Origin of the sequence: Nocardiopsis mangrovi (assembly GCF_042653925.1) — a bacterium.
Taxonomy (GTDB): Bacteria; Actinomycetota; Actinomycetes; order Streptosporangiales; family Streptosporangiaceae; genus Nocardiopsis_B; species Nocardiopsis_B mangrovi.
Genome location: NZ_JBHSFQ010000002.1, coordinates 227,168 through 248,837, shown reverse-complemented (window position 1 = coordinate 248,837; position 21,670 = coordinate 227,168). Strand labels below are relative to the sequence as shown.

General features: G+C 73.5%; 20 protein-coding genes. 14 read left to right on the top strand and 6 right to left on the bottom strand.

Annotation, left to right across the window (positions count from 1 at the left end; genetic code table 11):
• The first annotated feature begins 44 nt into the window (after positions 1-44).
• The 3 genes from ACFO4E_RS03080 to ACFO4E_RS03070 all read left to right on the top strand — a co-directional run bounded on the left by ACFO4E_RS03080 (position 45) and on the right by ACFO4E_RS03070 (position 4,468).
• Positions 45-1,508 carry an FAD-linked oxidase C-terminal domain-containing protein gene (locus ACFO4E_RS03080; protein WP_378571325.1) on the top strand — a complete coding sequence of 488 codons (1,464 nt, stop codon included), beginning with the start codon at positions 45-47 and terminating at the stop codon, positions 1,506-1,508.
• 136 nt (positions 1,509-1,644) lie between these two features.
• The gene (locus ACFO4E_RS03075) at positions 1,645-2,889 is read left to right on the top strand and encodes an FAD-binding oxidoreductase (RefSeq protein ID WP_378571612.1); all 1,245 of its coding nucleotides are present in this window, start codon (positions 1,645-1,647) and stop codon (positions 2,887-2,889) included.
• A 169-nt stretch (positions 2,890-3,058) separates the two neighbouring features.
• The gene (locus ACFO4E_RS03070) at positions 3,059-4,468 is read left to right on the top strand and encodes a (Fe-S)-binding protein (RefSeq protein WP_378571323.1); all 1,410 of its coding nucleotides are present in this window, start codon (positions 3,059-3,061) and stop codon (positions 4,466-4,468) included.
• Here the strand turns inward: ACFO4E_RS03070 and dapF are convergent.
• Positions 4,434-5,258, bottom strand: coding sequence for a diaminopimelate epimerase (dapF, locus tag ACFO4E_RS03065; protein WP_378571322.1), 825 nt, complete (start codon positions 5,256-5,258; stop codon positions 4,434-4,436). The genes ACFO4E_RS03070 and dapF overlap by 35 nt on opposite strands.
• Positions 5,259-5,331: 73 nt before the next feature.
• On the opposite strand from dapF, the gene miaA reads away from it, so the two are divergent.
• Positions 5,332-6,297, top strand: coding sequence for a tRNA (adenosine(37)-N6)-dimethylallyltransferase MiaA (gene miaA, locus ACFO4E_RS03060; RefSeq protein WP_378571320.1), 966 nt, complete (start codon positions 5,332-5,334; stop codon positions 6,295-6,297).
• A gap of 70 nt (positions 6,298-6,367) precedes the next feature.
• Entirely contained in the window at positions 6,368-7,147 is a 780-nt protein-coding gene (locus tag ACFO4E_RS03055; protein ID WP_378571318.1) for a VOC family protein, read from the top strand.
• A gap of 112 nt (positions 7,148-7,259) precedes the next feature.
• On the opposite strand, the gene ACFO4E_RS03050 is transcribed toward ACFO4E_RS03055, so the two are convergent.
• Positions 7,260-7,940, bottom strand: coding sequence for a class III extradiol ring-cleavage dioxygenase family protein (locus tag ACFO4E_RS03050; protein ID WP_378571316.1), 681 nt, complete (start codon positions 7,938-7,940; stop codon positions 7,260-7,262).
• A 141-nt stretch (positions 7,941-8,081) separates the two neighbouring features.
• Between ACFO4E_RS03050 and ACFO4E_RS03045 the strand changes: the two genes are divergently transcribed.
• Complete coding sequence (locus tag ACFO4E_RS03045) at positions 8,082-8,831, top strand: TetR/AcrR family transcriptional regulator (RefSeq protein ID WP_378571315.1); 750 nt, start codon at positions 8,082-8,084, stop codon at positions 8,829-8,831.
• 19 nt (positions 8,832-8,850) lie between these two features.
• Positions 8,851-10,143, top strand: coding sequence for a cytochrome P450 family protein (locus ACFO4E_RS03040; RefSeq protein WP_378571313.1), 1,293 nt, complete (start codon positions 8,851-8,853; stop codon positions 10,141-10,143).
• Between the two features lie 87 nt (positions 10,144-10,230).
• Here ACFO4E_RS03040 and miaB read toward each other — a convergent pair whose 3' ends face one another.
• Positions 10,231-11,712, bottom strand: a complete 1,482-nt coding sequence (gene miaB, locus ACFO4E_RS03035; protein ID WP_378571611.1) for a tRNA (N6-isopentenyl adenosine(37)-C2)-methylthiotransferase MiaB — start codon at positions 11,710-11,712, stop codon at positions 10,231-10,233.
• A 265-nt stretch (positions 11,713-11,977) separates the two neighbouring features.
• Here miaB and ACFO4E_RS03030 point away from each other — a divergent pair, with 265 nt between their 5' ends.
• The 7 genes from ACFO4E_RS03030 (at position 11,978) to ACFO4E_RS03000 (ending at position 19,019) form a co-directional block, all read left to right on the top strand.
• Complete coding sequence (locus ACFO4E_RS03030; RefSeq protein WP_378571312.1) at positions 11,978-12,721, top strand: amino acid ABC transporter ATP-binding protein; 744 nt, start codon at positions 11,978-11,980, stop codon at positions 12,719-12,721.
• 80 nt (positions 12,722-12,801) lie between these two features.
• The gene (locus ACFO4E_RS03025; protein ID WP_378571310.1) at positions 12,802-13,620 is read left to right on the top strand and encodes a glutamate ABC transporter substrate-binding protein; all 819 of its coding nucleotides are present in this window, start codon (positions 12,802-12,804) and stop codon (positions 13,618-13,620) included.
• 68 nt (positions 13,621-13,688) lie between these two features.
• The gene (locus ACFO4E_RS03020; RefSeq protein ID WP_378571308.1) at positions 13,689-14,363 is read left to right on the top strand and encodes an amino acid ABC transporter permease; all 675 of its coding nucleotides are present in this window, start codon (positions 13,689-13,691) and stop codon (positions 14,361-14,363) included.
• Positions 14,360-15,397, top strand: coding sequence for an amino acid ABC transporter permease (locus tag ACFO4E_RS03015; RefSeq protein ID WP_378571306.1), 1,038 nt, complete (start codon positions 14,360-14,362; stop codon positions 15,395-15,397). Before ACFO4E_RS03020 ends, ACFO4E_RS03015 begins: the two co-directional genes overlap by 4 nt.
• A 177-nt stretch (positions 15,398-15,574) precedes the next feature.
• Positions 15,575-17,662: a S9 family peptidase gene (locus ACFO4E_RS03010; RefSeq protein WP_378571305.1), complete on the top strand. Its 2,088-nt coding sequence runs from the start codon at positions 15,575-15,577 to the stop codon at positions 17,660-17,662.
• An 80-nt stretch (positions 17,663-17,742) separates the two neighbouring features.
• Complete coding sequence (locus ACFO4E_RS03005; RefSeq protein ID WP_378571303.1) at positions 17,743-17,865, top strand: hypothetical protein; 123 nt, start codon at positions 17,743-17,745, stop codon at positions 17,863-17,865.
• Positions 17,865-19,019: a methyltransferase domain-containing protein gene (locus ACFO4E_RS03000; protein ID WP_378571301.1), complete on the top strand. Its 1,155-nt coding sequence runs from the start codon at positions 17,865-17,867 to the stop codon at positions 19,017-19,019. Before ACFO4E_RS03005 ends, ACFO4E_RS03000 begins: the two co-directional genes overlap by 1 nt.
• 185 nt (positions 19,020-19,204) lie before the next feature.
• Here ACFO4E_RS03000 and ACFO4E_RS02995 read toward each other — a convergent pair whose 3' ends face one another.
• The 3 genes from ACFO4E_RS02995 to ACFO4E_RS02985 form a co-directional block, all read right to left on the bottom strand.
• Positions 19,205-19,888 carry a regulatory protein RecX gene (locus ACFO4E_RS02995; RefSeq protein WP_378571299.1) on the bottom strand — a complete coding sequence of 228 codons (684 nt, stop codon included), beginning with the start codon at positions 19,886-19,888 and terminating at the stop codon, positions 19,205-19,207.
• Positions 19,881-21,101 carry a recombinase RecA gene (gene recA / locus ACFO4E_RS02990; RefSeq protein ID WP_417616779.1) on the bottom strand — a complete coding sequence of 407 codons (1,221 nt, stop codon included), beginning with the start codon at positions 21,099-21,101 and terminating at the stop codon, positions 19,881-19,883. Before recA ends, ACFO4E_RS02995 begins: the two co-directional genes overlap by 8 nt.
• A 371-nt stretch (positions 21,102-21,472) precedes the next feature.
• Positions 21,473-21,667 (bottom strand): DUF3046 domain-containing protein, encoded by a 195-nt coding sequence (locus tag ACFO4E_RS02985; protein WP_378571296.1) that lies wholly within the window; start codon positions 21,665-21,667, stop codon positions 21,473-21,475.
• Positions 21,668-21,670 lie beyond the last annotated feature (3 nt).

Below are 21,670 nucleotides of genomic sequence, written 5' to 3'. Positions count from 1 at the left end.
GCGGGCCCGGCCCCGGGCCCGCACGGACGGGGAGGCGAGCCCCCATGCCGGAACCGCTCCACGCGCTGATCCCGCGGCTGCGCGAGATCTGCGGCGCCGACGGTGTCGTCACCGACGCCGCCGCCCGCCGCACCTATGAGAGCGACGGGATCACCTACCACGCGGCCGTCCCCGGCGTCGTCGTGCTGCCCACCACCACCGCGCAGGTCGCGGCGGTGGTGCGGCTGTGCGCCGAGCACCGGGTGCCGTTCGTCCCGCGCGGCGCGGGCACCGGCCTGTCGGGCGGGGCGCTGCCCCGCACCGACGGGGTGCTCATCGCGACCTCGCGCATGCGCCGCATCATCGAGATCGACGCCGCCAACGAGCGCGCCGTCGTCGAGCCGGGCGTCGCCAACCTCGACATCACCCGCGCGGCGGCGCCCCACGGCTACTACTACGCGCCCGACCCCTCCAGCCAGCAGGTGTGCTCGGTGGGCGGCAACATCGCCGAGAACTCCGGCGGCGCCCACTGCCTCAAGTACGGGTTCACCGTCAACCACGTCACCGGCCTGGTCGTCGTCACCCCCGCGGGCGAGGTCGTGCGGCTGGGCGGCAAGGCCGCCGACGCCCCCGGCTACGACCTCATCGGCGCGTTCATCGGCTCCGAGGGAACACTGGGCATCGCCACCGAGATCACCGTCCGGCTGGTGCGCACCCCGCAGAAGGTGAGCACGGTCCTCGCGGCGTTCGACACCATGGACGCCGGCGGGGCCGCCGTGTCGGCGATCATCGCGGCCGGGGTGCTGCCCGCCGCCATCGAGATGATGGACGCCCTGTCCATCGCGGCGGCCGAGGCCGCGGTCGCCTGCGGCTACCCGCCGGGCGCGGGGGCGGTGCTGATCGTCGAGCTCGACGGCCCCGAGGCCGACGTCGACGCCCAGTTCGACGAGGTCACCCGGTTGTGCCGCGACGCCGGGGCGTTCGGCATCCGGACCGCGAGCGACGCCGCCGAGCGCGCCCGCATCTGGAAGGGCCGCAAATCGGCGTTCGCCGCCGTGGGGCGCATCAGCCCGGCCTACATCGTGCAGGACGGGGTGGTGCCCCGCACCGCGCTGCCCGAGGTGCTGCGCGACATCGCGCGGCTGTCGGCGGAGTCGGGCATCCGGGTCGCCAACGTCTTCCACGCCGGCGACGGCAACCTGCACCCGCTCGTCCTCTTCGACGATTCCGAACCCGGCGCCGCGGAGCGGGCGGCGGAGGTGTCGGGGGCGATCCTGGACCTGTGCGTGGGCGCGGGCGGCTCCATCACCGGCGAACACGGGGTGGGCGTGGACAAGGCCTGCCAGATGCCCGCGATGTACGGCCCCGACGACCTCGACACGATGGACCGGTTCCGCCGGGCGTTCGACCCCGACGGCATCGCCAACCCCGAGAAGCTGCTGCCCACGCCGCGGCTGTGCGGCGAGCGGCCCCGCGTGAACAAGGGAGCGCACCCGCTGGTCGCCGAGGGCCGGGCGGAGCTGTTCTGAGGCCAGGTGGCCCGTTGCCAGCGGCCCGTGCCGGAACCGGCGCGGGCGGGACGGACCGACGAAGGGAGCGTGCGGTGTGAGCGGCGGACGGAACGCGGGCGGCACCGGGGCGGCGGTGGCGGACGACGCCGCCGTCATGGCGGAGCTGGGCGCGGGCGGCACCCGGGTGCGCGCCGGGACGGCGGGCGACGCGGTCGGCGGCCGGGTGCCGCGCTTCGTCGCCGCGCCGCGCGACCTGCCGGGAGCGTCGGCCCTCATGGCCGCCGCCGCCCGGCACGGATTGGCATCGGTGGCCCGCGGGAACGGCACGAAGGCCGGCTGGGGGTCCCCGCCGCTCCGCTGCGACCTGGTGGTCGACACCACCTCGCTCTCCCGGATCGAGCACGCATCGGGCGACCTCGTCGCCGAGGCGGGCGCCGGGACGCCGGTGGCCGAACTGGAGGAGGCCCTGGCGTCGGCCGGCCAGCGCCTGTCCGTCGACCCGGTGATCGCCGGATCCACGGTGGGCGGCCTCGTCGCGACCGGGCTGTCGGGGCCGCGCCGGATCCTGCACGGGCCGATACGCGACCTGATCATCGGCATGACCGTGGTGCGCGCCGACGGGGTCGCCGCCGCCTCGGGCGGCCGGGTGGTGAAGAACGTCGCCGGCTACGCCCTGGGCCGGCTGCACACCGGGGCGCTGGGGACGCTGGGGCTGATCACCTCGGTGACCTTCCGGCTGCACCCGCTGCCGCCGGCCGTGCGCGTGGTGTCCGGGACCACCCGCGATCCCGGCACGCTCGCCGCCTGGCGGCGGGCTGTCGCCGCTTCGGCCACCGTTCCGGCCGCGGTCGAGCTCGACTGGCCCGCGGACGGCCCGTTGCGCCTGCACGTGCTGCTGGAGGGGGCCGCGGGCGGGATCGGGGCGCGCGCCGCCGAAGTCGCCCGGCTGCTCGGCGACGGCGCCACCGCGCCGGACCCGCCCGCCGACTGGGGCGCCGCGCCGGGGGACCCCGCCGACACCCTCCTCATGATCGCCGTCCCGCCGGACGAGGCGGTGGCGGCCGCCTCTGCCCTGCGCTCGGCCGCGCACGGCGCGGGGCTGCCGGTGTCGGTCCGCGGATCGGCGGCGGCGGGATCGCTGCTGGCGTCGCTGCCCGCCGACGCGCCCCCGGAGGCCGCCGCGCGAACGATCGGCGCCGCCCGGGCGGCGATCACCGGCGGGTCGGCGGGCGCGCCGGGCGGCGCACTGACCGTCCGGCGCGCGGCCCCCGCTCTGCTGGAGCGCGGCGGCGCCGACCTGTGGGGCGACGTGCCCGGCCTCGCTCTGATGCGCGCGGTCAAGGACCGGTTCGACCCCGACCGCCTGCTGTCCCCGGGCCGCTTCGCGGGCGGCATCTGATGGCCGCCGCCGCGACGGCACCCGGGCTCCGCGAATCCGCCGCACGGACGGCTCCCCCGCCCCCCGCGCCCGCGCCCGCCGACAGACATCCCGCGCGGGCCGCGGTGGCGGTGCGGGGTGCGCTCTGCTCCCGGGGCGGCCCCGGGGAACCCATACGAGGAGGTCTCAGGTGACCGACGGCGGCTGCGCCCACGACACCGCCCCGGAGGGGGCGCCCCGGTCGTTCGACGACGTGCTCGGCGACTGCGTCCACTGCGGGTTCTGCCTGCCCACCTGTCCCACGTACGTGCTCTGGGGGGAGGAGATGGACTCCCCGCGCGGACGGATCCACCTGATGGGGCAGATGCGCGAGGACGACGTCCTCAACGAGGCCTCGGTGGGCCACTTCGACAACTGCCTGGGCTGCCTGGCCTGCGTCAGCGCCTGCCCTTCGGGCGTGGCCTACGACGCGCTGATCGAGACCACCCGCGCCAAGGTCGAGGAGGAGCACCGGCGCGGTCCGGCCGAGCGGGGACTGCGCTCGGCGATCTTCGCCCTCTTCCCCTACCGGCGGCGCCTGGAGCTGCTGCGCGCCCCCTTGCGCGCCTACCAGGCCAGCGGGCTGTCGCGGCTGGTCCGCGGCTCGGGTGTGCTGGAACGGATCTCACCGTCGCTGGCCACGATGGAGCGGGTGGCCCCTCCCCTGCGCGGCGGCGTGCCGGCGCTTCCGGAGCGGCTGCCCGCCGTCGGCCGCCGCCGCGCGGTGGTCGGGATGCTCACGGGGTGCGTCCAGGGGGCGTTCTTCCCGCAGGTCAACACCGCGACCGCGCGGGTGCTCGCCAGCGAGGGCTGCGACGTCGTGATCCCCCGCTCCCAGGGGTGCTGTGGCGCGCTGTCGTCGCACGCCGGGCGGGCCGCCGAGGCGGCCGACCTCGCCCGCGCCACAATCGACGTCTTCGAGGCGGCCGGGGTGGACGCCGTGGTGGTCAACTCCGCCGGCTGCGGCGGCACCATGAAGCACTACCCGCGGCTCATCCGCGAATCCGGGGGCTCACCGACGGCGGTCCGGCGCGCGGAGGCGATGTCGGCGCGGGTCGTCGACTTCTCGGAGTACCTGGCCGCCCTCGGCCCCCGGGCCGAGCGCCACCCGCTGCCGGTGCGGGCGGCCTACCACGACGCCTGCCACCTCTCCCACGGCCAGGGCATCACCGCCGAGCCGCGCTCGCTGCTGCGCGGCATCCCGGGGCTGGAACTGTCCGATGTCCCGGACCCCGAGATCTGCTGCGGGTCGGCGGGGGTCTACAACCTGCTGCGGCCCGGGCCTGCCGCCGAACTCGGCGACCGCAAGAGCGCCGCTGTGCGGGAGACCGGCGCCGGACTGCTCATCGCGGGCAACCCCGGATGCTCGTTGCAGATCGCCTCGGCCATCGAACGCTCCGGCGGGTCCATCGCGGTGGCCCACACCGCCCAGGTGCTCGACGCGTCGATCCGCGGCCTGCCCGCCACGGCTCTGACCGGCGGCCGATCCGCGCGGTACGGCCGGGCGCCCGGTTCCGGCGACCGGCTCAGGGGAGGCGGGTCTCGCCCTCGGCGACGATGACGGCGGGACCGCGGAGGCGGGCGCCCTGGGAGTCGAGGAAGACCGTGCACTCGCCGCCCGGCACGCGGACGAGCCAGGTGGCGCCCTCGCCCGGCGGCGTGGCGGCGGCCGCGGCCGCGACGATGCCGGTGCCGCACGAGCGGGTCTCGGCGGACCCCCGCTCGTACACGCGCATCTGGAGCGTGCCCGGGGCGACCTCGGCGAAGACCTCCACGTTGGCGCCCTCGGGGAACTCCGCGGGGTCGAGCTCCGGGGCGGCCGTGAGGTCCATGGCCGCGACGGCGGCGGAGCCGCCGTCGACCCGGCACGCCAGATGCGGGTTGCCCACGGAGATGCGCAGCCCGCGCACGTCACCGCCGGCCAGCCGGGCCGCCCCCTCACCCAGGACGCGGGCGGCGCCCATGTCGACGGTGATGTCGCCGTCGTCCTCGACGACGATGCCCCGCGCCCCGGCCCGGGTGCCCACGGAGAACGCCGGGGCCTTGGCGAGTCCCTGTTCGACCAGGTAGCGGGCGAAGACCCGCACGCCGTTGCCGCACATCTCGGCGACGCTGCCATCGGCGTTGCGGTAGTCCATGAACCATTCGCACCCCGCCGCCGAGGCCGCGGCCCCCGCCGGCTCCCCGCCGAGGGCTGCGGTGCGCACGACGCGCAGCACGCCGTCGGCCCCGATACCCGCCCGGCGGTCGCACAGCGCGGCGACGGCGGAGGGGGCGAGGTCGAGCCGGCCATCGGGATCGGGGAGGATCACGAAGTCGTTCTCGGTACCGTGGCCTTTGGCGAAGCGCATGGGCCCATCCTAGGGCGTGCCGACCCGGCCCGCCTCCGCCGCGAGCACCGCCCGCCGCTGGCAGACTGGTCGCATGAGCAGCACGGACATTGAGGACAGCGCGCCGCCGGTGATCGCGGTCGTGGGACCGACGGCCGCCGGCAAGTCGGATCTGGCCGTGGACCTCGCGCTGCGGCTGGGCGGGCCCTCCGCGGGCGCCGAGGTGATCAACGCCGACTCCATGCAGCTGTACCGCGGCATGGACATCGGCACCGCCAAGCTGCCCGTCGCCGAGCGCCGCGGAATCGCCCACCACCTGCTCGGCATCTGGAACGTCACCGAGACCGCCAACGTCGCCGACCACCAGCGGCGGGCGCGCGCCCTCATCGACCGGCTGCGCGCGGCCGGCGACACCCCGCTGCTCGTCGGCGGATCGGGCCTCTACATCCGGGGCGCACTGGACGAGCTGGAGTTCCCCGGGACCGACCCCGAGGTGCGGTCGCGGCTCGAAGCCGAGCTGGCCGCCTCCGGCCCCGCCCCCCTGCACGCGCGCCTGGCCGGCCGCGACCCCGTCGCCGCCGAGGCCATCCTGCCCACCAACGGCCGGCGCATCGTGCGCGCGCTGGAGGTGATCGAGCTGACCGGGGGGCCGTTCACGGCCACTCTGCCCGAGCACACCTCCCGCTACCCGTGCGTGCAGATCGGGCTGGAGGTCCCGCGCCCGGAGCTGGACGCGCGCATCGAGGCGCGGGTCGACCGCATGTGGCGGGAGGGGCTGGTCGAGGAGGTCCGGGAGCTGACCGGGCACGGCCTGCGCGAGGGCCGCACCGCTTCGCGCGCGCTGGGCTACGCCCAGGTGCTGCGCTTCCTCGACGGGGAGTACGACGACGCCACCGCGCGCGCCGAGACCGTCCGCGCCACCCGCAGGTTCGCACGCCGCCAGGACTCCTGGTTCCGGCGCGACCCCCGGATCCACTGGCTGCCCTACGACGCCCCCGATCTCACCGACCGCGCTCTGCGCCTGGTGGAATCGGCGGGGGCCGGCGCCCCCGGTCGCTGATGCGGCGGGCCGCCCTGGTTTTTACCTGATCGGCCGGTCCGCCCCGCCCGTCACGGGTACGGGGTCCGCCATGAGGCTCTCCGCGTCCACGGCGTCCGCGCGCTACCCGGTGGGGGCTCCGGTCTGGTCCGATCTCGTCGTTCCCGACTTGGAGCGCGCGACGACGTTCTACCGCGCGCTGCTGGGCTGGGACTTCGAGGGCGAGGGGTATGTGACCGCGACGCTCGACGGACGGCGGGTCGCCGCGTTCTCCGAGCCGTGGGGTGCGGCGAGCGACCCCACGGAGCGGTGCAACTGGACCACCTATCTGGCCACCGACGACATCGACGAGGCGCTGCGCGCGGTCGAGGAGGTGGGCGGCGTGATCGTCGTCGGCCACCAGGAGATCGGCGACACCGGCGGGATGGCGATCGCGCGCGAGCCCGCGGGGACCGTCTTCGGGCTGTGGCGGCCGGGGCTGCTGCGCGGCGCGGAGGTCCACAGCGTACCCGGCGCCCCTGTCTGGGCCGAGGTGACCAGCCCGGACACCGAGACGACCAGCGCCGCCCTGACCCGGGTGTTCGGGTACACGACCGAACGCATGGCCGGGTTCGACTACACCACGCTGAACAGCGGCGGCGCCCCGGTATGCGGGGTCTACGGCGGCGCCGACGAGCGGGTCAGCGAGGGACACGGCGCGTGGCTCACCTATTTCGGGGTGAGCAGCGCCGACGCGGCGGTTCGGGCCGCGGAGGAGCGGGGCGGGCGGGCGCTGCGCGCCGCGGCCGACTCCCCCTATGGGCGGTGGGCGATGATCGCCGACCCGTTCGGGGCGCACTTCGCGGCGATGGAGGTCGCCGCCGCCGGGTAGCGACCGCCGGGCACGGGCCCAGGGCTCCGGCGCGGAGCACCACCCCGCCGCTGGACGCGCCGCCATCGGTACCGGGCACGGCGGCGGGAGCGGTGCGGGAACGAACGCGGGCTCAGCGCCACAGGGCCGTGAGGTAGCCGACTCCGTAGGGCGCCTCGTGGGCCAGCAGCTCGCCGGAGAGTCCCGCCCCCTCGGCGGCGCCCGCCAGGGTCTGCCACGCGGCGCGGCCCCCGGCCATCAGCAGGTCGGCCAGCAGGGGGTCGAGCGCGGCGAGGGCGGCGGTGTCGGCGGCGGCGAGCGCGGCGGCGACGGTGTTGTCGAACGCGACGGCGCGCGCGTCGAACCGGCCCGGGGCGGCCGTGGTGCGCCGGGCGCTGCCGTCGCCCATGGCCAGCAGCGCCACGCGGGGTGCCGCGGCGGCGATGCCCGCGCCGTGCACCAGGCAGGTCTCGGAGCGGGCCGAGGAGGCGACCTCGACGAGCCGCGCGGGCCGGATGCCGCCGCGTTCGGCGAGCCACCGGCCGATGGTCAGCGACAGGGGCAGCACGGCCGGGGGCGGCCCGACCCGCAGGCGCACGCCGTAGGAACGCAGGTCGCCGCCTGCCCCGGGACCGTGGACGCGGTCTCCCGCCCCGCCGCCGACCACCACGAGCACGTCGGGTTCGGCCTCTGCCAGCCCGGCGACGGCGCGGTCGCAGGCCGCGCGCAGCCCGTCGAGTTCACCCGACGCGCCGCGGGCCACCTCGGGCACGAGCAGGGGCGGATGGGGACAGACGGCGGCGGCGATCAGCACAGGCCGAGGCTACCGCCCGCGTCCGGGTCCTGACGCGTTCCCTACGCCCGCACCGCTTGCCGTGCGGGCGCTCCGAGCGTAGCCTTGACTTTGTGACCAGATTTCAAATCTGGTCACGCAGTCAAGATCCAGAATTGCACCATGACGAAAGAACGGAACGTGACGTGGTCCGCCGGCTCCCCCGCCTCGGCAGGCGAGGCCGAACGCGAGATGCGCGCCGAGCGCATCCTCGACGCGGCGGCCGAGCTGCTGGTCGCATGGGGGTACCGCCGCGTCACCATCGACGAGGTCGCCCGCCGCGCACAGGTCGGCAAGGGCACCGTCTACCTGCACTTCCGCACCAAGACGGTGCTGTTCATGACCGTGCTGATGCGCACGCAGGCGGAGACGATCGAGCGGCTCCTGGACCTCATGGCCGCCGAACCGGCGACCATCCTGCCCAGCAGGCTGGCCCGGCAGCTCTTCGTCTGGGTGCACGAGGAACCGATCATCAGGGCCGTGGTGATCGGCGACAACGACACCCTGGGCACCCTCGCGCGCGACGCCATGAGCGTCGTCGGAGACGTCGTGGAGCGGCGGGTGGCGACGCTCGGCGCCTACTTCGAGCTGCTCCGCGACCAAGGCGTGCTGCGCACCGACTCCTCACTCGAACAGCAGATCCACGCGTTCACCGCGGTGATCATGGGCTTCCTGACGGTGGACAGCGTGCTCCCGGTGGGGCCGATCCCCCTCGAAGCCAAGGCCGACTCCATCGAGCGGACCGTGCACGACGCCTTCGAGACCGCCGGCGCCGGCGCGGAGGTCGCCACCGCGGCCCCGGAGGTCATCCGCTACTACCGCGAGCTGCTGGTCCACATCCGCGCCGCGGTCGACAAACAGACCCACACCTGACGCCCAATGGAGGGCAGCAATGACCACACCGGCCGAATCCACCACCGGCACCACCGACACGACCGCGAAGTGTCCGGTGAACCTCGGGGACCCCGCGCTGCTGAGCGACCCGTTCGGCGGCTTCTCCCGGCTGCGCGAGCAGTCCCGGGTGGTCGAAGCGGCCTTTCCCGGCCTCGATCAGAGGTTCCACCTGGTCACCAGGTACGACGACGTCCGGGCGGTGCTGAGCGACCCCCGCTTCGTCAACAACCCGGCCTCGGTCCCGGGCTCCGACACGGTCAACTACCGCGCGGCGTTCCTCACCCAGTACGGCGTCCCGGACGACTACCTCCCCTACTTCGTCTCGTCGGTCCTCGACACCGACGGCGCCGACCACACCCGGCTGCGCAAGCTGGTCTCCCGCGCGTTCACCGTGCGCCGCGTCAACGACCTGCGCCCCCGGGTCGAGCAGATCACCGAGGACCTGCTCGGTGCCCTGCCCTCCCACGCCGAGGACGGCACCGTCGACCTCATGGAGCACTTCGCCTATCCCCTGCCGATCACGGTGATCTGCGAGCTGGTCGGTGTTCCCGAGCGCCACCGGCCCCAGTGGCGCGACTGGGGTCGCCGACTCGTCTCGTTCGGACCGAACGCCGACTTCGCCGGCGCTACGGTCGAGATGGTCGACCACATTCACGAGCTGATCAGGGAGCGGCGCGCCGCACCGGGCGACGACCTGCTCACCGGCCTCATCCGCACCCACGACGAGGACGGCGACCGGCTCAGCGACAGGGAGCTGGTCACGATGGTGATCTCGCTCGTCATCGCCGGGCACGAGACCACCGCCCACCTGATCGGCAACGGCACCTTCGCGCTGCTGACCCACCCCGACCAGCTCGCCCGGCTGCGCGCCGAACCGGAACTGGCGCCGCGGGCCGTGCACGAGCTGATGCGCTGGTGCGGCCCGCTGGTGCAGGCCCCGCGGGCGCGCTACGCGACCGAGGACGTCACGATCGGCGACACCACCATCCGCCGGGGCGAGACGGTCACCCCCATGCTGGCCGCCGCCAACTACGACCCGCGGGAGTTCGACGACCCCGAGCGGCTGGACATCACCCGCGAACCCGCCGGGCGGCGCGAGACCCACGTCGGCTTCAGCCACGGCCCCCACTACTGCCTGGGGGCGGCACTGGCCCGCCAGGAGGGGGAGGTCGCCTTCACCGCGCTCCTGCGCCGCTACCCCGGCCTCGCTCTGGCGGTCGACCCGGCCGACGCCGAGCGCCTGCTGATGCCGACGATGTGGCGGCTGCAGCGGCTGCCCGTGCGCCTGTGAGGCCGGCCCACCCCTGATGCACCGGTGCCCGGCCCCGGAGACGGACGGGGCCGGGCACCGGTACCGATGTCGCGGTGGGGGGCGGGGTCAGGCCCCCTGGCAGCCGCCCGCCGGGGCGGGCTCGGGCGCGGGCGCACCGATTCGCGGCATGCCCAGCAGCACCCCCGGTACCTGCGGCGCGCGGCCGTTGCGGGCCGCCCAGGCGTCGCCGGCCCGGGTGCGGCGCACCGCCCGCACCCCGGAGTCGGCCACCAGGTGGTGGGGGGCGGCGGCGGTGACGCCGACGGTCACGATGTCGCCGGGGCGCGGGCCCTCCCCTTCGGCGGGGCCGCCGCCGGGGGCCGCGGTGGCGAAGTGCACGAGCCGGTTGTCGGGGGCCCGCCCCGACATGCGGTCGCGGGCGCCGTCCTTGCGCCCTTCGCCCTCGGCCACGAGCAGGTCGACCTCGCGGCCGATGAGGGCGCGGTTCTCGGCCCAGGAGATCTCCTCCTGGAGTGCGACCAGCCGTTCGTAGCGCTCTTGGACGACCGCCTTGGGAAGCTGTCCCTCCATCGTGGCGGCGGGGGTGCCGGGCCGCTTGGAGTACTGGAAGGTGAACGCCGCCGCGAAGCGCGCCTCGCGCACCACGTGCAGGGTCTCCTGGAAGTCCTCCTCGGTCTCGCCGGGGAAGCCGACGATGATGTCGGTGGTGATCGCGGCGTCGGGCATGGCGCGGCGCACGTTCTCCACGATCCCGAGGAACCGCTCCTGGCGGTAGGACCGGCGCATCGACTTCAGCAGCCCGCTCGACCCCGATTGCAGCGGCATGTGCAGCTGCGGCATGACATTGGGGGTCTCGGCCATGGCCTCGATGACGTCGTCGGTGAAGTCGCGCGGGTGCGGCGAGGTGAAGCGAACGCGCTCCAGGCCCTCGATCTCCCCGCAGGCGCGCAGCAGCTTGGAGAACGCCTGCCGGTCGCCGAACTCGCTGCCGTAGGCGTTGACGTTCTGGCCCAGGAGGGTGACCTCGACCGCGCCCTCGGCGACGAGCGCGCGGATCTCGGCGAGGATGTCGCCGGGGCGGCGGTCCTTCTCCTTGCCGCGCAGGGCGGGGACGATGCAGAACGTGCAGGTGTTGTTGCAGCCCACCGAGATCGCGACCCACGCGGCGTAGGCGGACTCGCGCCGGGTCGGCAGGGTCGAGGGGAAGGTCTGGAGGGACTCCTCGATCTCGACCTGGGCCTCGCGCTGGACGCGGGCGCGCTCCAGCAGGGTGGGCAGGGACCCGATGTTGTGCGTGCCGAAGACGACGTCGACCCAGGGCGCGCGGCGGACGATCTCGCCGCGGTCCTTCTGCGCCAGGCACCCGCCGACGGCGATCTGCATGCCGGGGTGGGCGTCCTTCACCGGGCGCAGGTGCCCGAGGTTGCCGTAGAGGCGGTTGTCGGCGTTCTCGCGGACGGCGCAGGTGTTGAACACGACGACGTCGGCGGTGCTGTCCTCGGCTGCCCGCACGTAGCCCGCGTCCTCCAGCAGTCCGGACAGGCGCTCGGAGTCGTGGACGTTCATCTGGCAGCCGTAGGTCCGCACGTGGTAGGTACGACTCTGGCTCACCACTCCAGGCTAGTCGCTGCGTGCCGCCCAACCGACCGTCCTCACCGTGGGCCGCCGGGGCATGACAGGGAGCCATATTTCAGCCGTATGAAGATCACGCTACGGCCGCGGGCATCGTTCCCGCATTGAGCTGCCCCAGCGGGAATTTACGCCATAACGGCCTATAACAAATCCGCTACTACCAGGACCGACGACCGGCGCGATGGTGACAAACCGCCACCGCTAGGGCTAGGTTCCGCCCATGACCGCTACTGCTCTCGTCGCGTTGGAGAACGTCAACAAACACTTCGGCGATCTCCATGTACTGCGCGATATCAACGTCTCCGTCAACCGCGGAGAGGTGGTCGTGGTGATCGGCCCGTCCGGTTCCGGCAAGTCGACCCTGTGCCGGACCATCAACCGGCTGGAGACCATCGACTCCGGAGTCATCTCCATCGACGGCCAGCCCCTGCCCGCCGAAGGGCGCGGGCTGGCCCGCCTGCGCAGCGACGTCGGGATGGTCTTCCAGTCCTTCAACCTCTTCGCGCACAAGACCGTGCTCGAGAACGTCACCCTCGGCCCCGTCAAGGTCCGGGGGAAGAAGAAGGACGAGGCCCGGAAGAGGGCCCTGGAGCTGCTCGACCGGGTCGGTATCGCCTCCCAGGCCGACAAGTACCCGGCCCAGCTCTCCGGCGGCCAGCAGCAGCGGGTCGCGATCGCCCGCGCGCTCGCGATGGACCCCAAGGTGCTGATGTTCGACGAGCCCACCTCCGCACTGGACCCCGAAATGGTCCAGGAGGTGCTGGACGTCATGACCTCGCTGGCCAAGGAGGGCATGACCATGGTCGTCGTCACCCACGAGATGGGGTTCGCCCGCCGCGCCGCCGACCGGGTCATCTTCATGGCCGACGGCGAGGTCGTCGAGGAGAACACCCCCGACGAGTTCTTCACCCAGCCCACCTCCGAACGCGCCAAGGACTTTCTGTCGAAGATTCTCAGCCACTGACCGGTTCCATCCGGTCCCTCCCCCGAGTGCCGCGTGCAGAGCGCGCAGCACGACCGCAACCCACAAGGTGAAGAGGAATCATGCGAGTTCGATCGATCAGTTCGGCCGTGGCCGGGGCGGCGGCCCTTGCGCTCGCCCTGACCGCCTGCGGCGGCGGTGGCGGCGAGGACGACGGCACCATCACCATCGGTGTGAAGTACGACCAGCCCGGCCTCGGCCTTGAAGAGGGCTCCGGTCAACCCGTCGGCCTTGACGTTGATGTCGCAACCTATATCGCCGGAGAGCTCGGTTACGAGCCCGAACAGATCACCTGGACCGAGGCCGCTTCGGCCAACCGCGAGACCTTCCTCCAGCAGCAGACCGTCGACATGGTCGTGGCCACGTACTCGATCACCGACGAGCGCAAGGAGCTCGTGGACTTCGCTGGGCCGTACTACGTCGCCCAGCAGGACATCCTGGTCCAGGAGGGCAACGAGGACATCACCGACGCCGAGAGCCTGTCGGGCAACGTCCTGTGCTCGGCCTCTGGCTCCCGCTCGGCGGAGACGATCACCGACACCCTGGAGATCGACGCCGAGACCCGCGAGGCGCAGAACTACTCCGAGTGCCTCCAGCTGCTGACCGACGGCCAGGTCGACGCGGTCACCACCGACAACACCATCCTGGCCGGCTTCGCCGCCCAGCAGCCGGGCACCTTCCAGCTGCTCGGCCAGGAGCTGCAGGAGGAGCGCTACGGGGTCGGCCTGCCCAAGGGCAGCACCGAGCGCTGCGAGCAGGTCAACGCCGCGATCACCCAGATGTACGAGGACGGCTCCGCCGAGGAGTTCCTGACCACGGCCTTCGGCGAGGCGAACTTCGAGTTCAGCACCGAGGCGCCCGAACTCGACACCTGCGCCTGACCATCCGCCCGCCTGTGGCCGCCCGGTGACCTGCGTCCCCGGGCGGCCATCTTGAACGGCTTGGACACATGGAAGCCTTTCTCGACAACTCAGACGCCGTCCTGGAGGGTTTCTCCTGGACGGTGCGGCTGACCGCGATCAGCGCATTATTCTCGTTCCTCCTCGGCATCGTCCTCACGGCCATGCGGGTCTCGCCCGTGCCGCTGCTGCGGCTCATGGCCACGGTCTACGTCGAGGCCATCCGCAACACCCCTCTCACGCTGGTGCTGCTCTTCTGCGGGCTGGGCCTCAACAGCGCCCTCGGGCTGAGCTTCGCCGAGAGCGTGGAGTGGAACGTCTACTGGCTGGCCGTCCTGGGGCTGTCCGCCTACACCGCGTGCTTCGTCTCGGAGGCGCTGCGGGCGGGCATCAACACCATCCCGTTCGGCCAGATCGAGGCGGCGCGCTCGCTCGGCCTGACGTTCATGCAGAACATGCGGCTGATCGTGCTGCCGCAGGCGCTGCGCGCGGTGATCGGCCCGCTGGGCAGCGTCCTGATCGCCCTGACCAAGAACACCACCGTGGCATCGGTGGCGGGCCTGGGGGTCCAGGAGGCATCGCGTCAGATGAAGCTCATGTTCGACCAAGGGGTGGTCCCGGTCGTGCCGACGTTCGTCGGCTTCGCGCTCGGGTTCCTCGTCCTGTGCCTGCCCATGGGCTGGATCTTCGGCCGGCTGAGCAAGCGACTGGCGGTGGCACGGTGAGCATCCTGCGAGCAAAGGAACCCAGCCGCCTCTTCGACACCCCCGGCCCCAAGGCGGTGGTGCGCCAGCGCCTCTACAGCGTGGTCGCGGTCCTCATCGGGGCCGTCCTCGCGGCGTGGGTCTACCTCGGGTTCAACCAGACCTGGGAGACCGTGAGCGCCGACCCCGGCGCGCTGCTCACGCCCGACGTGTGGCGGGTCAGCGAGACCGGCCAGTGGGCCGGGCCCAAGTGGGAGCCGTTCCTCGACCCCGCCCTGTGGACCGGCATGGTCCTCCCGGGCATGCTGGAGACCCTGAAGGCGGCGGGCATCTCGATCGTCCTCGCCTTGGTGTTCGGCCTGGTGTTCGGCATCGGCCGGCTCTCCGAGCATGCGGCGATCCGGTGGGTCTGCGGGGCGGTCGTGGAGTTCTTCCGCGGCATCCCGCTGCTCATGCTGATCTTCTTCGCGCTGGCGTCCCCGCTGGCGGCCAACCAGCTGCTGGGGGTGCCGTTCGGCACCTTCGTGGTCGACCCGCTCACCGCGGTCATCGTGGGCCTGACCCTGTACAACGGGTCGGTCCTGGCCGAGGTGTTCCGGGCCGGCATCAATTCGGTGCCCAAGGGGCAGTCCGAGGCCGCCTACTCGCTGGGCATGAACAAGACCCAGGTGATGGGCCTCATCCTGGTCCCGCAGGCGGTCTCCAGCATGATGCCGGCGATCGTCGCCCAGCTCGTGGTGCTGCTCAAGGACTCCGCGCTGGGCTACATCGTGGCGTTCCCCGAGCTGCTGCGCAGCTTCTCGCTGGTCGGCACCCGGTACCAGAACGTCATCCCGGCGGCGATCGTCTGCGCCGTCATCTACATCGTCATCAACGTGGCGCTGAGCCGGCTGGCCATCGCGCTGGAACGGCGCAACGCCCGGCGCGGCAAGGCGACCGCGAAGGCGACGGTGGCACCGGGCGTCCCCGATGTCGCGCCCACGGGCGCGGCGGCCGGTGGCGCCGGCGCCGCGGACGGCGCCTCCGCCACCCCGGAGGACCCGCCCAAGCCGTGACCGAAAGGTCGCCGACGTCCCCGCCGCCGCGTGCGCCGGGGACGTCGGCGTCTCCGGGCCGTCCCCAGCGGGCCGGAGTCGGCCGTGCGCATCGCGTCACTCCACTGCCGCGCACCCGTTTCGCCTACTAAAGTCGACATGTCAGTCCATTCGCCCCACGAACTGCAAAGTTTCGATATGACCGACCGTGTGACGGCCCCGTACGGCGCCTGGCCATCGCCGATCGCTGCAAGCGACGTCGCCCGAGGTGAACGACGGCTGGGGTTCCCCTCTGTCGTGGGCGAGGAGATCTGGTGGGAGGAGTCCCGCCCCGAGGAGGACGGCCGCACGACCGTCATGCGGCGCGGCGCCGACGGCACGTCGGCCGAACTGCTGGCCGCTCCCTGGAGCGCCCGCACGCGGGTGCACGAGTACGGCGGGCGCTCCTACCTGCCGGTCCCGGGCCGCGGCGGCGCGTCCCCCGCCGGCCACGGCATCGTCTTCGCCGACCAGACCGACCAGCGCCTCTACCTGCTGGAGCGGGACGCCGAGGCGCCCGTCCCGCTGACCCCCGTCCCCGGCCAACGGGGCGGCCTGCGCTATGCCGACATGGTCCTCGGCCCCGGCGGCGACCACGTCATCTGCGTCCGCGAGGCCCACGGCGACGACGCGCGCCCCACCCGCGCCATCGTGTCCGTGCCGCTCTCCGGCCGCGCCGCCGACGACCCCGGCGCCGTGGCCGAACTCATGACCGGCGCCGACTTCTACGCCTCCCCCGTGGTCTCCCCCGACGGCGCGCACCTCGCCTGGGTCTCCTGGAACCACCCGCGCATGCCCTGGGACGGCACCGAGCTGCGCGTGGGCGCCCTCGACGGCGGAGCGCTCAGCGGCGTGTACACCCTCAAGGGCGGGGTCGCGGAATCCGTGCTCTACCCCTCCTGGCGCGACGCCACCCACCTGTACTTCGTCTCCGACTGGCCCGGATGGTGGAACCTCTACGAGATCGGCCTCACCGGGCAGGCGATCGCGCTCTACCCGGCCGAGGAGGAGTTCGCCGGGGGCTTCCTGCTGGGCTGGGAGCCCTACCGGCGGCTGGCCGACGGCCGGGTCGTGGCCCTTCACGGCGGCGCCGACCTGCGCCCCGGCCTCTACGACCCGGAGACCGCGGAGCTGACGGCGTTCGACACCCCGCTGACCACGTGGGAGACCCTCGCCTCCGACGGCGGCACGGTGGTCGGCCTGGCGGCGGGCCCCACGACCCCCCAGAGCCTCGTCCGCCTCGACCCGGCCACCGGCGCCACCGAGACGCTGCGGCGCTCGCGCGACGACCTGCCCGACCCCGCCTACCTGCCGGAGCCCCGGGCGGTCACGCTGAGCGGGCGCTACGGCGCCGAGATCCACGCCACGGTCTACCCGCCGTCCAGCCCCCGGGCCGCCGGCGAGGGGCCCGCCCCCTTCGTGGTGTGGGTGCACGGCGGGCCCATCGCCCGCGCCACGACGGAGGCCGACCTCGCCAAGGCGTACTTCACCAGCCGCGGCATCGGGATCATCGACGTCAACCACGGCGGGTCGATCGGGTTCGGCCGCACCTACCGGGAGCGGCTGCACCAGCAGTGGGGAGTCGTCGACGTCGAGGACGCCACGGCGGCGGCCCGGTCCCTGGTCGACGACGGCCTGGCCGACCCCGCCCGGCTCGCGATCCGGGGCGGCAGCGCGGGCGGGCTGACCACGCTGCTGTCGCTCACCGGCGACACCTTCGCGTGCGGCACCTCGCTGTTCGGCGTCACCGACCTGCTTCGGCTCGCCAAGGAGACCCACGACTTCGAGTCGCGGTTCCTGGACTCCCTGGTCGGCCCGCTGCCCGGCTACGCCGCCGCCTACCGCGAGCGGTCACCGGTCGACCGCGCCGACGAAGTGGGGGTTCCGGTGCTGCTGATCCAGGGGGCGCTGGACACGGTGGTCCCGCCCGCCCAGGCCCACGCCTTCGCCCGGGCCCTGGGCGAACGCGGTGTCCGCCACGCCTACCTGGAGTTCGCGGGCGAGGGACACGGGTTACGGGCCGCGGAGTCACGCGAGCGCGCACTGGAGGCCGAGCTGGCGTTCTACGGCGAGGTGTTCGGCTTCACCGCCCCGGGCACGCCAGGGATCGACCTCGTCACCGAATTCCACGCCCCCGACCCGGAACCCGACCTCATCGCCGAACCCCTCCCCCCTCTGGACGGCACCCCCACCGAGGCACCGGCGCCGCCGCCCCTGATCGGCCAGGAGGGCGCCCCGCGCGGATGACCTGGTCCGGCCACCGTCGTCACGGTCGGCGATCGCCGAGTTACCGTGAGATCGGTACCGAGACCAGCAGGAGGTTTCCGTTGGGGAAGCACGCCAATGCCGACCAGGACGGGCACGACCCCGACCGCCCCATCCCCCCGCCGTCACACGACGGCGGGGGCAGCAGTGGCGGCAGCCACGAACGCGATGAGGACGACGAGTAGTGGCCCTGGCCGCTGAGCGCCTCCGCACCCGCTTGGCCGACTCCTTCCCGTCGGCCTGGCGGGCCATCGCCGCGCGGGTCCCCCGCCACGCGTTCATCCCCGACACGGTCTGGATCGAGGACGGCGACGGGCCGGTCCCCATCCGGCGCGGCGACGACCCGGAGCGCTGGCTGGACGCCTGCTACGCGGACCGGCCGCTGATCACCCAGCTCGACGACGGCGATGACTCCGGACGCGGCTACATCACGTCGTCGGCCTCCAAGCCGTCGATCGTCGCCGACATGCTCCAGGCGGCCGAAGTGCGGCCGGGGATGCGGGTCCTGGAGATCGGAAGCGGCACCGGATGGAACGCCGCGCTCCTGGCCGCCCGCACCGGACCGGACCGTGTCACCACGATCGAGGTCGATCCCTCCCTGGCCGACCACGCCCGGAGATCGCTCGGCGCGGCCGGGTGGAGGGTCGCCGTCGTCACCGGCGACGGAACCCGGGGACACGCGCCCGGTGCGCCCTTCGACCGGGTACTGTCCACCGCGGCCGTCCAGAGGGTGCCGTCGGCGTGGGTGGAGCAGACCGCCGCGGGCGGGCAGATCCTCACCCCGTGGGGAACCACCTTCCACAACGGTGTCCTCGCGCGCCTCGCCGTGCACGGCGACGGCACCGCCTCCGGCCGTTTCACCGGCAACGCGGCGTTCATGTGGATCCGGGGCCAGCGCCGCCCACACGCGGTCGTCGAGGAGCAGGTCCTGCCCGAGCACGACTACACGGAGCACCGCACCGACCTGCACCCCTACGAACCGATCGGCGACTTCGACGCACGCTTCGCCATCGGGCTGCGCATGCCCACGGGGGCCGGCGAGGTGGTGGTCTTCGACGGCGACCGGCCGGGCGACCCGAACTTCACGGTGTACCTGATGGCGCCGGAGACGGGATCATGGGCCGAGTGGCGGATCACACCGGACAGCGCCGGGGCCTACCGGGTGCGCCAGCACGGACCGCGTCGGCTGTTCGACGAGCTGTGCGCCGCCTACCAGTGGTGGCAGCGCCTCGGCCGCCCCCGGCGCGACCGGTTCGGGCTGACGGCGACCACCGGCGGCGACCAAACGGTGTGGATCGACGACCCGGCACACCCGGCATCGGAAACGGACCGCCACTGACGGAGACGCCCCCTGCCGACCGTTCGAGAAGAGCGCCGTCGGACCTACGGGAGGTGCGAGGCAGCGGGGCACTGCTCGGCGAACAGCGTGCCTTGACGGGAAGACCGCCGCGGCCCGGTTCCTTCGCGCCGATCCCGCACCGGCACCGCATCTCCGGCTCAGCGGCGCTGTACAGAGGTCGGCGGTCAGTCGGGGCCGGGGTCGGGGAGGTCGAGGTCGGTGCCCTCGGCCTCAAGCTCCTCGCGGACCACGCGGTAGGCCAGGCCGGGGGCGTAGCCCTTGCGGGCGAGCATGCCCAGTGCCCGGCGGACGCGGACCTCGGGGGCGTGGCCGCGGGTGGAGTCGAGCTTGCGCCGGGCGAGGCGGCGCGCGGTGTCCTCCTCCTGGTCGGGGCTGATGTCGTCGACGGCGTCGCGCACGATGTCGTCGTCGACGCCCCGGCTGCGCAGCTCGGCGGCCAGAGCGCGGCGGCCCAGCCCCCGGCCGGCGTGCCGGGAGTCGACCCAGGCACCCGCGAAGGCGGCGTCGTCGATCAGCCCGGCCTCGCTGAAGCGACCCAGGACGGAGTCGGCGGTGTCGTGGTCGATCCCGCGCCGCTCCAGGGCGCGGGCGAGCTGAGCGCGGGTGCGCGGCGCGCCCGTGAGCAGGTTCAGGCAGATGGCGCGGGCCTTGGCCTCGGGGTCCTCCTCCGCGGCCGCGGCCCGGTCGCGCCGCGACGGGCGGGCCGGAGTCTCCTCCGGTCGGAACGAACCGGCCGGGTCCTCCGTCGATCGGACCGAGCGGGCCGGGGCCTCCTCCGGGCGGGATGGGCCGACCGGAGGAGGGAAGGGTGAGGCGGGCGGGCGGTGGCGGTCCAGCGGCTCAGGCATCCGTCGCCGGGGCCGGAGCCGTGGCGGTCGGGGCTGCCGCCGCAGCGGCCGGGGCCGCGGCCGGCGTCTTGGCCTTGGCCGTGCGCTTGGCGGCCGTGGCCGCGGCGGGCGCCTTGGCGGGGGCGTCCTTGGCCGTGTCCTTGGCACCGGCGGCCGGGCCGGAACCCGCGCTGTCGTCGCCCTGCATGGGGATGCCGAGCTTCTCCTTGATCTTCTTCTCGATCTCGTTGGCCATGTCGGCGTTCTCGCGCAGGAAGTTGCGCGCGTTCTCCTTGCCCTGGCCCAGCTGGGTGCCCTCGTAGGTGTACCAGGCACCCGACTTGCGCACGGTGCCGTGCTCGACCCCGAGGTCGATCAGCCCGCCCTCGCGCGAGACGCCGACACCGTAGAGGATGTCGAACTCCGCCTGCTTGAACGGCGGCGCGACCTTGTTCTTGACGACCTTGACCCGGGTCCGGTTGCCGACGGCGTCGGTGCCGTCCTTCAGGGTCTCGATCCGCCGGACGTCCAGCCGCACCGAGGCGTAGAACTTCAGCGCCTTACCACCGGTGGTGGTCTCGGGACTGCCGAACATCACCCCGACCTTTTCGCGAAGTTGGTTGATGAAGATCGCGGTTGTTCCGGTTTGGTGCAGTGCGCCGGCGATCTTGCGCAGGGCCTGGGACATCAGGCGGGCCTGGAGGCCGACGTGGCTGTCGCCCATCTCGCCCTCGATCTCGGCGCGCGGGACCAGGGCTGCCACGGAGTCGATCACCAGGATGGAGACCGCGCCGGAGCGGATCAGCATGTCGGCGATCTCCAGCGCCTGTTCGCCGGTGTCGGGCTGGGAGAGCAGGAGGTCGTCGGTGTTGACACCGATCTTCTTGGCGTATTCGGGGTCGAGCGCGTGCTCGGCGTCGATGAACGCGGCGATGCCGCCCAGGCGCTGGGCGCTGGCCACCGCGTGCAGGGCGACGGTGGTCTTACCCGAGGATTCGGGGCCGTAGATCTCCACGATCCGGCCGCGGGGGATCCCGCCGATGCCGAGCGCGACGTCCAGGGAGATCGCGCCGGTGGGGATGGACTCGATCGGCGGGCGGTCGTCATCGCCGAGGCGCATGACGGAGCCCTTGCCGAACTGGCGCTCGATCTGCGCGAGCGCGGTTTCGAGAGCCTTGTCTCGGTCAGCAGCTGCCACGGGGAACCCCTGTTGGGTCGGTGTCTTCTTCTTCATCTCGGGAGTGACGCTACGCGGTCGCAGGGACATTCGGCGACGGCACCACCCGGCCTGTGGACGGCGCCGGGCCTGCGGGCGGCGACGGGGCACGGCCGCCGCGCCCATGGACGCGTTCTCCGCCGGTGCCCCGGGCCGCGTACGCGGCCCCGGTACAGCGACACCCTACCCGAACTTCTGTTCGATCGTTCGAAGCCCCGTTCGTTTTTCCCCGCCCGGCCTGCGAGGCGTCTTCAAGGCGGCGGCCTCCCACGGGCACGATCGATCGGGATTCCCCGCAGCCGGCGGGGCGCCCCCAAGACCGCGGGGCGGCGGGTCCGACCGGGGCGAACCGGGCGGGGGCCGTCTGCGGATCGCATGCGGGCCGGGGATCAGCGCGAGGAAGCGGGGATGTCGAAGGTGTCGCAGACCGCCCGCCACACCTCTTTCGCGCCGACACCGTCGGCGAGGGCCTGTTCCACGGTCCGCGACCCCAGGGCGTCGATCACGTAATCGCGCGCCAGGCTCTCGGCGTAGGCCTCGCCGAACTGGTCGTACATGCGATTCCACATCTGGGAGAGTCTCATCGC

Bases quoted from the DNA above. Each gene is read 5' to 3' on its own strand.
- ACFO4E_RS03010 (WP_378571305.1), top strand. From the start codon at position 15,575: ATGACCGACCGTGTGACGGCCCCGTACGGCGCCTGGCCATCGCCGATC.
- ACFO4E_RS03030 (WP_378571312.1), top strand. From the start codon at position 11,978: ATGACCGCTACTGCTCTCGTCGCGTTGGAGAACGTCAACAAACACTTC.
- ACFO4E_RS03025 (WP_378571310.1), top strand. From the start codon at position 12,802: ATGCGAGTTCGATCGATCAGTTCGGCCGTGGCCGGGGCGGCGGCCCTT.
- ACFO4E_RS03080 (WP_378571325.1), top strand. From the start codon at position 45: ATGCCGGAACCGCTCCACGCGCTGATCCCGCGGCTGCGCGAGATCTGC.
- ACFO4E_RS03055 (WP_378571318.1), top strand. From the start codon at position 6,368: ATGAGGCTCTCCGCGTCCACGGCGTCCGCGCGCTACCCGGTGGGGGCT.
- recA (WP_417616779.1), bottom strand. From the start codon at position 21,101: ATGAAGAAGAAGACACCGACCCAACAGGGGTTCCCCGTGGCAGCTGCT.
- ACFO4E_RS03020 (WP_378571308.1), top strand. From the start codon at position 13,689: ATGGAAGCCTTTCTCGACAACTCAGACGCCGTCCTGGAGGGTTTCTCC.
- dapF (WP_378571322.1), bottom strand. From the start codon at position 5,258: ATGCGCTTCGCCAAAGGCCACGGTACCGAGAACGACTTCGTGATCCTC.
- miaA (WP_378571320.1), top strand. From the start codon at position 5,332: ATGAGCAGCACGGACATTGAGGACAGCGCGCCGCCGGTGATCGCGGTC.
- ACFO4E_RS02995 (WP_378571299.1), bottom strand. From the start codon at position 19,888: ATGCCTGAGCCGCTGGACCGCCACCGCCCGCCCGCCTCACCCTTCCCT.
- ACFO4E_RS03040 (WP_378571313.1), top strand. From the start codon at position 8,851: ATGACCACACCGGCCGAATCCACCACCGGCACCACCGACACGACCGCG.
- ACFO4E_RS03075 (WP_378571612.1), top strand. From the start codon at position 1,645: ATGGCGGAGCTGGGCGCGGGCGGCACCCGGGTGCGCGCCGGGACGGCG.
- ACFO4E_RS02985 (WP_378571296.1), bottom strand. From the start codon at position 21,667: ATGAGACTCTCCCAGATGTGGAATCGCATGTACGACCAGTTCGGCGAG.
- ACFO4E_RS03045 (WP_378571315.1), top strand. From the start codon at position 8,082: ATGACGAAAGAACGGAACGTGACGTGGTCCGCCGGCTCCCCCGCCTCG.